8 protein-coding genes are annotated in these 15,188 nt (G+C 37.7%); all 8 read left to right on the top strand.

Annotated elements, in window-relative coordinates:
• Positions 1–51 precede the first annotated feature (51 nt).
• The 8 genes from JOD96_RS13465 to JOD96_RS13430 all read left to right on the top strand — a co-directional run bounded on the left by JOD96_RS13465 (position 52) and on the right by JOD96_RS13430 (position 15,129).
• The gene (locus JOD96_RS13465; RefSeq protein WP_209564756.1) at positions 52–1,452 is read left to right on the top strand and encodes a glycoside hydrolase family 140 protein; all 1,401 of its coding nucleotides are present in this window, start codon (positions 52–54) and stop codon (positions 1,450–1,452) included.
• 157 nt (positions 1,453–1,609) lie between these two features.
• A complete protein-coding gene (locus tag JOD96_RS13460; protein ID WP_209564755.1) occupies positions 1,610–3,178 on the top strand; it encodes a glycoside hydrolase family 28 protein in 1,569 nt (522 codons plus the stop codon).
• A gap of 106 nt (positions 3,179–3,284) precedes the next feature.
• Positions 3,285–4,202, top strand: coding sequence for a glycoside hydrolase family 43 protein (locus JOD96_RS13455; protein WP_209564754.1), 918 nt, complete (start codon positions 3,285–3,287; stop codon positions 4,200–4,202).
• A gap of 67 nt (positions 4,203–4,269) precedes the next feature.
• Positions 4,270–6,132 (top strand): six-hairpin glycosidase, encoded by a 1,863-nt coding sequence (locus tag JOD96_RS13450; protein WP_209564753.1) that lies wholly within the window; start codon positions 4,270–4,272, stop codon positions 6,130–6,132.
• 151 nt (positions 6,133–6,283) lie between these two features.
• Positions 6,284–9,034 carry a glycoside hydrolase family 78 protein gene (locus JOD96_RS13445; RefSeq protein WP_209564752.1) on the top strand — a complete coding sequence of 917 codons (2,751 nt, stop codon included), beginning with the start codon at positions 6,284–6,286 and terminating at the stop codon, positions 9,032–9,034.
• Between the two features lie 156 nt (positions 9,035–9,190).
• On the top strand, positions 9,191–10,618 hold the full coding sequence (locus JOD96_RS13440; RefSeq protein ID WP_209564751.1) for an acetylxylan esterase: 1,428 nt from the start codon (positions 9,191–9,193) through the stop codon (positions 10,616–10,618).
• A gap of 261 nt (positions 10,619–10,879) precedes the next feature.
• A complete protein-coding gene (locus tag JOD96_RS13435) occupies positions 10,880–13,330 on the top strand; it encodes a glycosyl hydrolase family 95 catalytic domain-containing protein (RefSeq protein ID WP_209564750.1) in 2,451 nt (816 codons plus the stop codon).
• 233 nt (positions 13,331–13,563) lie between these two features.
• The gene (locus tag JOD96_RS13430; protein WP_209564749.1) at positions 13,564–15,129 is read left to right on the top strand and encodes an MGH1-like glycoside hydrolase domain-containing protein; all 1,566 of its coding nucleotides are present in this window, start codon (positions 13,564–13,566) and stop codon (positions 15,127–15,129) included.
• The last annotated feature ends 59 nt before the right edge of the window (positions 15,130–15,188 follow it).

Below are 15,188 nucleotides of genomic sequence, written 5' to 3'. Positions count from 1 at the left end.
TAAATCAGTATAATCTGTGGCAAAATAAAACACAATTCAAAACAAACCAAAATGAATCTGAAAAGTAAATATCTCTACGCCCTCGCTATAAGCTTTCTGCTAATGGCACAAAGCGGATATTCTCAATCTGCAGAAAAAGGCGCTTTGCCAAAAATCAAAGTGTCTCAAAATCAACATTATTTTGTAACCGAAAATGAGAAACCATTTTTCTGGTTAGGAGATACCGGCTGGTTAACATTCGGAAAACTGGACAGAGCAGGAGTAGATCAATACTTTAAAGACAGAAAAGAAAAAGGATTCAATGTAGTTCAGGTCATGGTTTTGCACAATATTAATGCTGTAAATGTCTACGGAAGTGCCGCTTTGATTAACGAAGATGTATCTAAACCTTTTATTACCGCCGGAAATAATTTCAATAACAAACAAGAATACGATTATTGGGATCACGTAGATTATACTTTAGAAGTAGCCCGCAAAAACGGAATCTATTTAGCCATGGTTCCGGTTTGGGGAACCAACGTTTCTAAAGGAAATAAAGTCAGCAAAGAACAGGCAATAGAATATGCAACGTTTTTGGCCAACCGTTACAAAAACAAAACCAACGTAATCTGGTTAAATGGCGGTGATACCCACGGAAATGAATTTATGGACATCTGGAACGCGATTGGAAATACTTTAAAAACCAACAATCCAGATCAGTTAGTGACTTTTCACCCTTTCGGAAGAACCGATTCTTCAGAAAACTATCATAACGCAAAATGGTTAGATTTCAACATGTTCCAGTCAGGTCACAGAAGATACGATCAGGATTCAGTGAAAACGAATTTCAAAGAAGATAATTATAAATTTGTTTTAAGAGATTTCGAATTAAAACCAACCAAACCTACGCTTGACGGAGAACCATCATACGAAGGAATTCCGCATGGTTTGCACGACACTTTACAGCCAAAATGGTCCGATAATGATGTTCGTCGTTACGGATATTGGTCGGTTCTTTCAGGTGCTGCCGGTTACACCTACGGACACAATGCCGTAATGCAAATGTTTAGAAAAGGCGATAAACGTGCTTACGGAAACAAAGAATTATGGACATCGGCAATTAATGCACCGGGAGCAAAACAAATGGTTTATATAAAAAAATTGATGTTGCAATTTCCTTTTTTAGAAGGAGTTCCGGATCAAACCTTAATCGCCAACCAAGGATCCGGGTATGATTATTTACCCGCCATAAGAGGACAAAATTACGCTTTGATTTACACCTACAACGGAAAAAGAATGGAAGTGAATATGGGTAAAATTGTCGGTGATAAAGTAAAAGCAAGCTGGTACAATCCAAAAAACGGAAAAGAAATCAAAATTGGAATTGTTAACAATACAGGAACAAAAGAGTTCCAGCCTCTGGGAATCAAAAAAGATGGTAATGACTGGGTTTTGATTTTGCTATCGAAGTAAAAAACATTTAATCGAGCAGTTTGTCATCCTGACGGAGGAAGGACCACACAAGCAACTCGACAAAGAAACTCAACAAAGATTCGCGAAATACTGTGCAGAGTTTCTTGTGTGGTCCTTCCTCCGTCAGGATGACAAAAATGAGAAAACAACAACAACTATGAAAAACATACTAATATTACTATTCTTCATCACAGGATTTAACACCGCTTTCGCGAACGACAGCTGGCTGAATATCCTAAACGAAGGAGGAAACAACAAAGGAATTAAATGTACAGAAGCCATTCAAAACGCCATTGAAAAAGCATCTAAAAACGGCGGAGGAACAATATTTTTCCCTGCCGGGGAATATTTAACCGGAGCATTAAAACTAAAAAGCAACATCACGATTCATTTGGATTCGGGTGCGCTTTTGAAGTTTTCAGACAATTTTGACGATTATCTTCCGTACGTAGAAATGCGTTATGAAGGACTGGTAATGAAATCTTTCTCGCCACTATTCTATGCCAAAGATGCCGAAAACATTACCATAAAAGGAAGAGGAGTTATCGACGGACAAGGAAAAGCATGGTGGAATGAAGTGTACAGAATTGAAACCGCAAAAGGACCAATTCCGCAAACGAAATACCAAAAAATGTGGGAAGAACAAAATCAGGGAGTTGTCTATTCTCCTTATTATAAAAGAACGATTGACAAGAAATTTTTCAGACCTTCTTTCTTTCAGGCCTATGGCTGTAAAAATATTTTAATTGAAGGCGTTACGTTTCAAAATTCACCTTTCTGGACGATCAATCCGGAGTTTTGTGATAATGTAACCGTAAACGGAATTTCAATTTTTAATCCGCATTCGCCAAACACAGACGGAATCAATCCTTCGTCCTGTACCAATGTTCATATTTCAAATTGCCACATTAGCGTAGGCGATGATTGCATTACGATTAAATCAGGTAGAGATGCAGACGGCCGTAAATACGGAAAAGCAACAGAAAATGTAACCATTACCAATTGTACCATGTTAAGCGGTCACGGCGGTGTTGTTATTGGAAGTGAAATGTCTGGCGGAATCAAGAAGATCACGATTTCAAATTGTGTTTTTGACGGAACTGATCGCGGAATCCGTATCAAATCAGCTCGTGGTCGTGGCGGTGTTGTAGAAGATATTCGTGTCGATAATATCGTCATGAAAAACATCAAAGAAGAAGCCATTATTTTGGATTTATTCTACGATAAAGATAATGCTGCAGAACCGGTTACAGAACGTACACCCATTTTCAGAAACATTCACATTAGTAATGTTACAGGCGGAAATGTAAATAAAGCCGGATTTGTTCGCGGAATTTCTGAAATGCCAATTCAGAATATTTCTTTTTCAAATATTAATATGGATGGCAAAGAAGGTTTTACGGTAAATACCGCAACAGATATTGAGTTTCACGACGTAAAAGTAAACGCTACCATTGGTTCGTCTTTTAAAATATCAGATTCAAAAAATCTTATTTTAGATAATGTGGGCTCATCAACACCCATAAAAGGAGTTCCGGTAATTAAAATTGAAAATGCCTCGAATATCATGATCAATAATAATTTTCCATTTAATGCAACAGATATTTTTATTGAAGCTGATGGAAAAGAAACCCAGAGTATTTTCCTGAAAAATAATGTTTTTAATAACGTAACAACAACAGTTAAAAAAGGAAAAGACCTGGATAAAAAAGCGATTACAGAATAAGAAGTTCGCACGATCCTGCAAGGTTTTTAAAACCTTGTAGGTATTTGATTGCGCATAACTATACCTACAAGGTTTTGGAAACCTTGCAGGAAAGAAAAAACAAAGAATGAAAAAAATAGTCATCATACTAATTCTCTTCTTTTTTGCGATGAGTTATTCGCAGAAAAAGAAAGACTTATATCTTTTTACGTCGTTTAGAGAACCCGCAACCGAAGGTTTGTATCTGGCTTACAGCGAAGACGGTTACAACTGGAAAGGTTTGGAAGGATCATTCTTAAAACCAGAAATCGGCGCAAGTAAAATCATGCGCGATCCATCCATCACAAAAGGAGCAGACGGAACCTATCACATGGTCTGGACAACCGACTGGAAAGGCGGAAACGGTTTTGGATATGCCAGTTCTAAAGATTTGATTTATTGGTCAGAACAACAATATATTCCGGTTATGAAAAACGAACCAGAAGTCGTAAACGTTTGGGCACCGGAAATTTTTTATGATGATGTCAAAAAAGAATACATTATTATTTGGGCCTCAACAATTCCGTTTCGATTTGAAAAAGGAGTGGAAGAAGAGAAGAACAACCACAGAATGTATTATGTAACGACTAAAGATTTTAAAACCTTTTCAGATACAAAATTATATTACGATCCAGGCTTCAGCGTGATCGATTGTGTAATAGTAAAGAAAGCGAAGAAAGATTATGTTTTGGTTTTGAAAGACAATACAAGACCAATGCGTAATATAAAAGTAGCCTTCGGAAAATCGCCTTTAGGACCATTCAGTAAAATTTCTGCGCCTTTGACGGAATATTTATCGGAAGGACCAACAGTCGTTAAAGTCGGTAAAAACTGGTTGTTGTATTATGACAATTACGGCTCAAAAAATTATAAAGCCTTAAGCACTTCAGATTTTGTTCATTTTGAAGATGTTTCCTCAAAAATAACTCTTCCGGAAGGACACAAACACGGAACGATTACCACAATATCTGAAGAAGTTTTAAAAGGATTGAAAGACAAGAAATAATGCTCAACGAAACCTAACAGGTTTTTAAAACCTGTTAGGTCTGATCAGTATCAAAAAAGAAAATAAAATGATTACTCTCCAAAACATAAAAACCAACATTTTTACAACAGCCGTAATCGTGTTGATTGCTACAGCTGTAAATGCTCAAAACGACACCGTGCGTTATGTTGGTAAAACACTTTCAAATGTAGATTATCACCACGGGCAGTTGACTCCGGCAGTAGGCGTTCATGCGACGCAGATTATGCGTGCCAGCCGTGAACATCCTGAAAAAGCAGATGGTTTTGGATGGACCTACAATCACCAGCCCACCATGGCATATTGGAATGACACTTTTTATCTGCAATATCTGAGTGATCCCGCGGGAGAACATATTCCGCCTAGCCAGACATTGATTATGACTTCAAAAGATGGTGTGGCCTGGAAAATGCCAAAAGTAATTTTTCCTATTTATCATATTCCTGACGGGTGGAAAAAAGAAGGCGTTGAAGGCGTAGCTAAAAATCTCGACGCGATTATGCACCAAAGAATGGGATTCTATACTTCAAAAGACAAACGACTTTTTGCCCTGGCGTATTACGGAATTGCCATGGATGAAAAAGACGATCCCAACGATGGAAAAGGAATTGGACGTGTCATTCGTGAAATCAAAAAAGACGGAAGTTTTGGCGAAATTTATTTCATCAGATACAACAAATCCTGGGACAAGTCAAAATCGGCTTTTCCATTTTATACTCAGGCAAAAGACAAAGGTTTAAAGAAAGCGTGCGAAGAAATTCTTTCAGATCCTTTGATTTTACAGCAATGGGTTGAAGAAGCCGATCGCGACGACGAATTGATTCCATTAAAAAAACCTTACAAAGCGCTTAGTTCGTATCATTTACCAAATGGCGATGTAGTCGGTTTATGGAAACACGCTTTAACGTCGATCAGTAAAGATGGCGGAAAATCGTGGGAATATATGCCTGTTCGTGCGCCCGGTTTTGTAAATAGCAACGCCAAAATCTGGGGACAAAAAACATCTGATAATCGTTATGCGACTGTTTATAATCCATCAGAATATCGTTGGCCTTTGGCGATTTCAACAAGTGATGATGGTTTGAATTACAAAGATTTATTATTGGTTCATGGCGAAATCAGTCCGATGCGTTATGGCGGAAACTACAAATCTGCAGGCCCGCAATACGTTCGTGGAATTTCTGAAGGTGACGGAACTCCGCCTGACGGAAAACTTTGGGTGAGTTACAGTGTAAACAAAGAAGATATTTGGGTAGCATCGATTCCCGTTCCGGTTACTGCTGTTGTAAACGAAAATGCAAATGATATTTTTAATGAACTTCCTGACGGACAAGAATTAAAGTTATGGAACACCTACGATTTGGCGTGGGCTTCGACCAAAATCGAAAAGAAAGACGGTAAAAAATGGTTAACTTTAAGAGATCAGGATCATTTTGATTATGCCCGTGCAGAACGTGTTATTCCGTTTGCAGAGAAAATGGAAGTCACTTTTACAGTTAAACCGGAACAAAATAATCACGGTTTATTGCAGGTTGAATTTCAAAACAAACAAGGATTGCCTGCCGTAAGATTGACTTTTGATGCGGACGGACAATTGAAAACAAAAACCGGAGCGCGTTTCAATACCATCGCCAAATACGAAGCCGGAAAAGAATATAAAGTAAATGTAAAACTGAATGTGAAAACACGTTCGTACACGATAAAAGTAAATGACGAAAAAGAATCAACAAGGATATTTTATGCTCCGGTAGATGGTTTTGAAAGAATTATGTTCCGCACAGGCGAACAGAGATATTCACCAAATCCGGACACAGCGCCAGACACGGATGACTACGATGATTTGCCTCAAACCGGAAAATTAATCCCGGAAGCAGTTTTTAATATTCAGTCGTTGATAACGAAAAAGTTGTAAAGTTGAGCGCAATCTTGTCATCCTGAGGAACGAAGGACCACACAAGAAACTCCTCAAAGTTGATCGACAATCATTGTCGAGCTACTTGTGTGATCCTTCCTTCGTCAGGATGACAAAAAAGAAGCAATATTTTGTAGACAAACAAATAATAATGAAGAATTTCAAAAATATAGTATTAGCAATTTGTCTTTTAGTAACGCTCGTTTCTAAAGGGCAAATTTCGGCTATAAATTTAACCACAGAAATGGCCGAAAATCCATTGGCTGTGGTTCAAAAGCAGCCCAGATTTAGTTGGCAATTGGTTTCTAAAGAATCGAATGCAACACAAATAGGTTATCAGATTTTGGTTGCTTCATCTGAAGAGAAATTAAAAATTGACGAAGGGGATATTTGGAATAGTTTGAGAATAAACTCTAATGAAAACCTCTATATCGCTTACGGCGGAAATCCGTTAAAAACCGAAACCAAATATTTCTGGAAGGTTAAAGTATGGAATCAGGAAGGCAAAGTTTCTAAATGGAGTAAAACCGCTTTTTTTAGAACCGCTTCATTAGAATCAAATCTAAATCCGGTTTGGATAGGTGCGATTACAAAAGCCGACAGTCATTTGCCCGAAGGCAGAAATTTTCACTCGGCAACTTATAAAAGAGAGAAAAAAGACGCGATCATTAATGCTTCAGATTCTTTGTCACGCAGAAGTATTATGCTTCGTAAATCATTTTCGGTAAAAAAAGAAATCAAAGAAGCGGTTGTTTATATTTCTGGTTTAGGGCATTATGAATTAATGCTCAATGGTGAAAAAGTGGGCAACAGCGAATTTGCTCCTTTATGGACCGATTATGATAAAACCGTCAATTATAATACGTATGAATTATCAGGCAAAGACTTGCAAAAAGGCGAAAATGTTATTGGCGTACTTTTAGGAAACGGCATGTACAATACGCTCGCAGAAAGATATACCAAGTTTTTTGTGAGTTTTGGTCCGCCGACGTTGTTTTTCAAAATGAAAATTACTTACAAAGACGGCTCAGAAGAAATCATAAAATCAGACGAAAGCTGGAAATACAGTAAAAGCCCAATTAACTACAATAGTATTTTTGGAGGAGAAGATTACAATGCCAATTTAGAGCAAAAAGGCTGGAACGGCAAAGGTTTCAAAGATTTGGACTGGAAAAAAGTTGTAATTCAGGAAGCACCAAAAGGAGTTTTAAGACCACAGACTGCACCTCCCGTTACGATTCAGAAACAATATGAAATAAAAACGGTAAAAGAACTGAAACCTAATTTTTATGTTTTTGATATGGGGCAGAATCTTTCAGGATTTCCAACCATTAAAGTAAAAGGAAAAAAGGGGCAGACTATTCGTGTGTGGGTAGCCGAAGGTTTAAATGAAGACGGAACTATTGCGCAGGGAAGATCCGGAAAACCTTATTATTACGATTATACTCTAAAAGGAAAAGGCACCGAAGAATGGACGCCAAAATTCAGCTTCTACGGATTCCAATACATTCAGATAGAGAATATCAATTACAAAGAAGCTAAAAACAAAGAACTTCCTACGGTCGTTGATTTAAAATCGAATTTCATTTACAATTCGGCTGGAGAAGCAGGAAGTTTTGCATGTTCGAACGAAATTTTCAATAAGACGCACGAGCTGATTAACAATTCGATAAAAAGTAATTTCCAAAGCGTTTTTACCGATTGTCCGCAGCGTGAAAAATTAGGCTGGTTAGAAGAAATTCATTTAAATGGTCCGGGTTTAATGTTCAATTATAACCTCCAAAATTTTATTCCTGCCACGATGCAGAATATTTCTGATTCACAACGAGATAACGGCTTAATCCCGACCATCGTTCCTGAATATGTAGTTTTTGGAGGCGATTTTACCGATTCTCCAGAATGGGGCGTGACAGCCGTAATTCTGCCATGGATGTATTACGAATATTACGGCGACGCTTCTTTATTGGAAAGATATTTTCCTGTAATGAAAAAGTACGTGGATTATTTAGGAACAAAATCTACAAACCACATCGTATCTCACGGATTAGGCGATTGGTACGATTACGGAACACACGCAGCAGGATATTCAAAAAACAGTCCGATTGCACTTTCTGCGACAAGTCATTATTTTTATGGAGCGAGTTTGGTGGCAAAGGCAGCTAAATTGTTGAACAAAACAGATGATATTTCGAAATATGAAACTTTGGCTTTAGATATAAAAAATGCTTTTAACAAGGAATTTTTCAATCCAGAAACCAAACAATACGGCACAAACAGTCAGTTTAGTAATGCTGTTCCGGTTTTTATGGATATTGTAGAACCGCAATACAAAGAAGCGGTTATGCAGAATTTAATTGCCGATATTAAAGCAAAAGGTGACCGATTAACAACGGGTGATGTTGGAAACCGTTATTTGTTTCAGGCTCTGGCACAAAATGGCGAAAATGAAACCATGTATAAAATGCACAATCATTATGATGCGCCGGGTTATGGTTTTCAGATTAAATTTGGCCTGACTACGTTAACCGAGCAATGGGATCCGAGAAAGGGAAACTCCTGGAATCATTTTATGCTTGGGCAAATTGAAGAATGGTTTTATCAAAGTTTAGCCGGAATTAAAGCCGACCCGAAAAATCCGGGATTCAGGCATTTTTTCATTCAGCCGGAAGTGGTGGGCGATATGACTTTCGCGAAAGCGGACTATCAATCGGTTTACGGAAAAATTGTTTCGTCCTGGGAAAAGAAAGAGGGTAAATTTATTTTGCAGGTTGAAATTCCGGTGAATACATCGGCAACCATAAAATTGCCAGTTGCAAAAGATACAGAGATAAGAGTAAATGAAAAAGTAACTAAAAACCTGAGATTTGGATCAGGAAAATATACAATTGAATGTAAAATTTAGAACGCAGATGACACTGATTCGCTTTTGCGAAGACGCAGATTATACGGATTTTTTTATTTGCTTTATCAGATTAAAGATTAAAAAAAAATCCGTTTTTATCCGCGTCTTTACGAAGTAAATCCGTTTCATCAGCGTTTAAAATCTCAACAATATAAAATGAAGAATCTCAAAAAAATAATATTTACAATTGCAGCTTCGATTTGTGCTTTGACATTTGCCAATGCGCAAAGCACCTCTGACACTAATTTTAGAGAACCCGTTTCAGAAACATTAAAGAAAATAGAAACTGTTTTTAACGTAACAATAAACGACGACCGAGGCTTACTAAAAGGGAAAGAACTAGATTATGCCGATTGGAGAATCGAACCCGGAAATCTCGCTATTTCGTTAACTAACATTCTGGCACCGTTTGAGTTGATGTATTTCAAACAGCCCGACGGGACTTACATTATCAGAAAATACGAAAACCATAAAGTTTCTGTCGATAAAGGAAAAGAACGTTTGTTCTATTTGGAAAGCCTTTATTCAACTAAACAACAATGGGAAAAACGTAAAAAAGAGTTAAAAGCGTGTATGATTACGTCATTTGGTTTAGACAAGGCGCCCCCAACACCAAAGTCTAAGCCACTTTTAACTCCAAAAAGAATTTATAAAGATTACAGCGTTGAGAATATTGCCCTGGAGATTTTGCCGGGAGTTTATGCAACGGGTTCGATTTACAAACCGTATCCGCTAAATAAAAAAGCAGCAATTATTCTAACGCCAGACGGACATTTCGGCGACGGAAGATATAGAAAAGACGAGCAGTACCGCTGTGCAATGATGGCCAAAATGGGCGCTATTGTAGTAAGTTATGATTTGTTTGCGTGGGGAGAATCATTATTGCAATTTCCGGAACAAACGCACAGAAACAGTATTGCATCGACGGTTCAGGTTTTGAGCGGTATTCGATTATTGGATTATTTGGCAACAATAAAAAATGCCGATGTGACAAGAGTGGGTGTTACAGGCGGTTCTGGCGGAGGTTCGCACACGATGTTTTTAGCAGCTTTAGATGACAGAATCAAAGTTTCGGCTCCGGTTGTAATGGTTTCGTCTCACTTTTCAGGCGGTTGTCCATGCGAAAGCGGACGTGGCATTCACCTTTGCGGTAATGGAACCAATAACGCTGAAATTTCAGCCATGATGGCTCCAAAACCACAATTGATTGTTTCGGATGGAAAAGACTGGACATTGGCAGTTCCGGAATTGGAATTTCCTTTTATCCAGAGAACCTATGAATTGTACGGAAAGAAAGATTTAGTCGAAAATGCACATTTTGCCAAAGAAGGACATGATTTCGGCGTTTCAAAACGTATGGCTCTGTATCCGTTTATGGCAAAATATTTAGGCTTGGATTTAAATAAGGTTAAAAATGATAAAGGCGAAATCGACGAGTCGACTTGTGTGATTGAACCTTATGACAAATTATATGTATTTGGAAATAAAGCCGAAAATTTACCAAAAAATGCTCTGAAAGATATCGACAAATTATACGAAATGTTTGGCGAGAAAAATAATAAGATTTACGAGGTTAAAAAGTAAAAGTTATTTGCCACTAATTTCACTAATTGGCACGAATTTTTTTTGCCACAGATTAAAAAGATTAAAGGATTTTTTTATCTCCCTAATCTGCAAAATCTGCGAGAGTGTTTTTTTTTCACGCAGATGTTGCAGATCTGGCAGATTTTTTAATCAGTGAAAATCCTTTAATATGTGGCAAAATAAATTAGAGAAATTGAAATAAAAATTTTTAAAAAAATTAGTGCCAATTCGTCTAATTCGTGGCAAAAAAATAAATAGAACATGAAGTTAAGAAATAAAATTACAGCAATCTGTCTCGGAATTTTTTCGCTTACTGCAACAGCACAAAACGATCTGAAATTATGGTACGATAAACCCGCTGCCATCTGGAACGAAGCTCTGCCTTTAGGGAATGGTCGTTTGGGAGCGATGGTTTTTGGAGATCCGGCGGTAGAGCGTTTGCAATTGAATGAAGAAACCATTTGGGCAGGTTCTCCCAACAGCAATGCACACTCAAAATCTTTGAAAGCATTACCAATTGTCCGCCAGTTAATTTTTGACGGAAAATTTGATGAAGCACAGGAACTGGCAACGCAGGATATCATGTCGCAAACCAATGACGGAATGCCGTATCAGACTTTTGGAAGCGTTTATATTTCTTTTGCCGGACATCAAAAATATACTGATTATTACAGAGATTTAGATATTACCAATGCGACAGCAAAAGTAAAATACAAAGTTAACGGCGTTGAATTTACCAGAGAAATTTTAACCGCATTTTCAGATCAGGTAATTGCAGTGAAACTTTCGGCCAGTAAGCCTGGACAAATTACCTGTAATGTTTTCATGAACAGTCCGATTGATAAAACGGTAGCTTCGACAGAAGGAAACCAAATTATACTCTCAGGTTTAGGAACTAATTTTGAAGGCGTAAAAGGAAAAGTAAAGTTTCAGGGGCGACTTACCGCTAAAAATAAAGGCGGAGAAATTGATGCGAGCAACGGCGTTTTAAGCATCAACAAAGCCGACGAAGTAACCTTATACATTTCGATTGCAACGAATTTTAAAAATTATAAAGACATATCGGGCGATGAAATTGCCAAAAGCAAGGGTTATTTGGCTAAGGCCGAAGTAAAAGATTTTGAAACCATTAAAAAATCACATGTCGATTATTATCAAAAATTCTTCAACAGAGTAGCTTTAGACTTAGGTTCAAATGATTTGGTGCAGCAACCAACAAACGAAAGAATCAGGGATTTTTCGAAACAATTTGATCCGCAATTGGCAGCTCTATATTTTCAGTTCGGGCGTTATCTTTTAATTTCGAGTTCACAGCCAGGCGGACAACCAGCCAACTTACAAGGAATTTGGAATGATATGGTAACACCGCCTTGGGATAGTAAATACACGACAAACATCAATGTCGAAATGAATTATTGGCCGGCACAGGTCACCAATCTTCAGGAAATGCACGAACCTTTTGTTCAAATGGCAAAAGAACTGGCTGTTACGGGTGCAGAAACAGCCAGAATGATGTACGGTGCAAACGGTTGGGTTTTACATCATAATACTGATATCTGGCGCGTTACGGCTCCTGTAGATTCGGCAGCATCTGGAATGTGGCCAACAGGCGGTGCCTGGGTTTGTCAGGATTTATGGGAAAGGTATTTATACACAGGAGATAAAAAATATCTGGAAGAAATTTATCCGATTATGAAAGGAGCAGCAGATTTTTTCCTTGATTTTATGGTTGTAGATCCCAATACAAAATATTTGGTTGTAGTGCCTTCGAGTTCACCTGAGAATACACATGCGGGCGGAACCGGAAAAGCAACAATCGCGTCTGGAACTACAATGGACAACCAGTTGGTTTTTGATTTGTTTACGCATGTTATCGAAGCTTCGAAATTGGTTTCGCGAGATGCTGCTTATGTAAAAAAAGTAAGTGAAGCTCTGGCAAAAATGCCTCCAATGAAAGTGGGAAAACACAATCAGTTACAAGAGTGGCAGGACGATTGGGATAATCCGAAAGACAATCACCGACATGTTTCGCATTTGTACGGATTATATCCGAGTAACCAGATTTCGGCAACAAAAACACCTGAATTATTTGAAGCAGCAAAACAATCACTAATTTACAGAACAGACGAATCCACAGGTTGGTCAATGGGCTGGAAAGTAAATTTATGGGCCAGATTATTAGACGGAAATCATGCTTATAAACTGATTCAGGATCAGTTACACTTGGTAACAGCAGAACAAAGAAAAGGCGGCGGAACGTACCCAAATATGTTAGACGCGCATCAGCCCTTTCAAATTGATGGTAACTTTGGATGCACAGCCGGTTTTGCCGAAATGTTAATGCAGAATCAGGAAGATGCAATTCATTTATTACCTGCTTTACCAAGTGTTTGGAAAGACGGAAGCATAAAAGGTTTAGTTGCCAGAGGCGGATTTGTAATTGATATGACCTGGAAAAACAATAAAGTTTCGGAGTTGAAAATCTATTCTAAAATTGGAGGAAATTGTAGATTGAAAGTAGAGAATACTTTAAAAGGATCTTCGCTTAAAAAAGCAAAAGGGAAAAATACAAATCCGTTGTTTTATGATGTTGAAGTGAAGAAACCGATTATTTCGGATCAGGCGAATCTGAAAAAAGTACAATTGCCAACTTATACTATTTATGATGTGAATATGAAAGCAGGGCAGACGTATACTTTTACAGGGAATTAATAAATGTTGTATCCTAACAGGTTTTTAAAACCTGTTAGGTATTAATTTTAGATAACGATTATCTGAATTGTCTCCAGCTTTAGCTGAAGAATAAAAGAAGAAAATTCTTTGGCTTTAGCCTAACTAAGCATTCGGCTAAAGCCATTGGAGATACATTTATTACAACCTCCAGCTAAAGCAGGAGGCAACTCAAAAACAAGAACAAAAAAACAAAGTTGAATAATAATTCTAATATGTTACAAAATTTCAAATACAAAATAGTTGGTTTTATAATTTTGATTGCAACTTTAAACAGCTGTAAATCGGGCGCAGACTATTCTCAAAAAGGAAAATCGGTTATTTTAAAAGAAAAAAACTTCAAACATTATGTTGACTATTTCAATACGATGGAGGATGAGAATTTAAAATTTGCGATTCCGAATGATTCGGCTTGGACTTGGATGGAAAATAATATTCCGTTGTTTGAATGTCCGCAGCAAAACTTTGAGGAAATCTATTATTTCCGTTGGTGGAGTGCGAGAAAACACATTAAGAAAACACCTCAGGGATTTGCCATTACCGAGTTTTTGGTAGATCGTTCTTATGCTGATAAATACAATATGATTAGTTGTGCGTTAGGACATCATATTAATGAATTTCGATGGGTTCATGATCCGCAATATTTGGAGCAGGACGTTCATTTATGGTTTAGAGGAAATGAGGGCAAGCCAATGAAAAAGTTAAGAACGTTTAGCAGCTGGACTGCGGATGCTTTATACAACAAGTATTTAGTAAATAAAGATGATAAATTTTTACTGGATATGTACCCGGATTTAGTTTCGGAATATAAAGCTTGGGAAGGTGACAGAAAACGCAAAGACGGTTTGTTTTGGCAGTTTGATGTAAAAGACGGAATGGAAGAATCGTTGAGCGGTGCCAGAAAATTTAGAAATGCGCGCCCAACAATTAACAGTTATATGTTTGGAAATGCAACTGCTTTGGCGAAAATTGCAAAGCTAAAAGGCGACGCAAAACAAGAAAGTTATTTTGAGGCAAAAGCAGATACACTGCAAAAATTAGTAGAAACAAAACTGTGGAATTCGAAAAGCGAATTCTTTGAAACCTTTACAGAAAAAGATACTTTAGCGCAGGTGCGTGAAGCAATCGGATTTATTCCGTGGTATTTTAATTTGCCACAAAAAAATAAAGGTTTTGAAAAAGCCTGGGAACAGATTAAAGACGAAAAAGGATTTTCTGCACCTTTTGGTTTGACTACGGCAGAAAGAAGAAGTCCGCGTTTTAGAACTCACGGAACGGGAACCTGCGAATGGGACGGCGCTGTTTGGCCTTTTGCCAGTTCGCAAACCTTGACTGCTTTGGCCAATGTGCTGAACAATTACGATCAGAATTTTGTTACAAAGTCTGATTATTTCAAACAAATGAATTTATATGTAGAGTCCCAATATTACAGAGGAAGGCCGTATGTTGGAGAATATCTGGACGAAACTACAGGATATTGGTTAATGGGCGACAGGGAAAGAAGCCGTTACTATAATCATTCGACCTTCAACGATTTGATGATTACAGGATTGGTAGGTTTACGCCCAAGAGCAGATGAAAAGATTGAGGTGAATCCGTTGATTCCGCAGGATAAATGGGATTGGTTTTGTCTGGATAACGTTTTGTATCATGGTAATATTATTACGATTCTTTGGGACAAAACAGGAGAAAAATATAAAAAAGGAAAAGGTTTCAGGATCTTTAAAAACGGGAAAGAAATTGCGGTTTCTGAGAGATTGGAGAAGTTGGTTTCTGAGTAAGAATGGAACGCGGATGACGCGGATTTCTTCCGTTTGGTTTGTCATCCCGAGGAACGAGG

The organism is Flavobacterium sp. 1355, assembly GCF_017833415.1.
Lineage (GTDB): Bacteria > Bacteroidota > Bacteroidia > Flavobacteriales > Flavobacteriaceae > Flavobacterium.
Note: the sequence above shows the minus strand (reverse complement) of the source record. Positions and strands in the feature narration are given on the sequence as shown.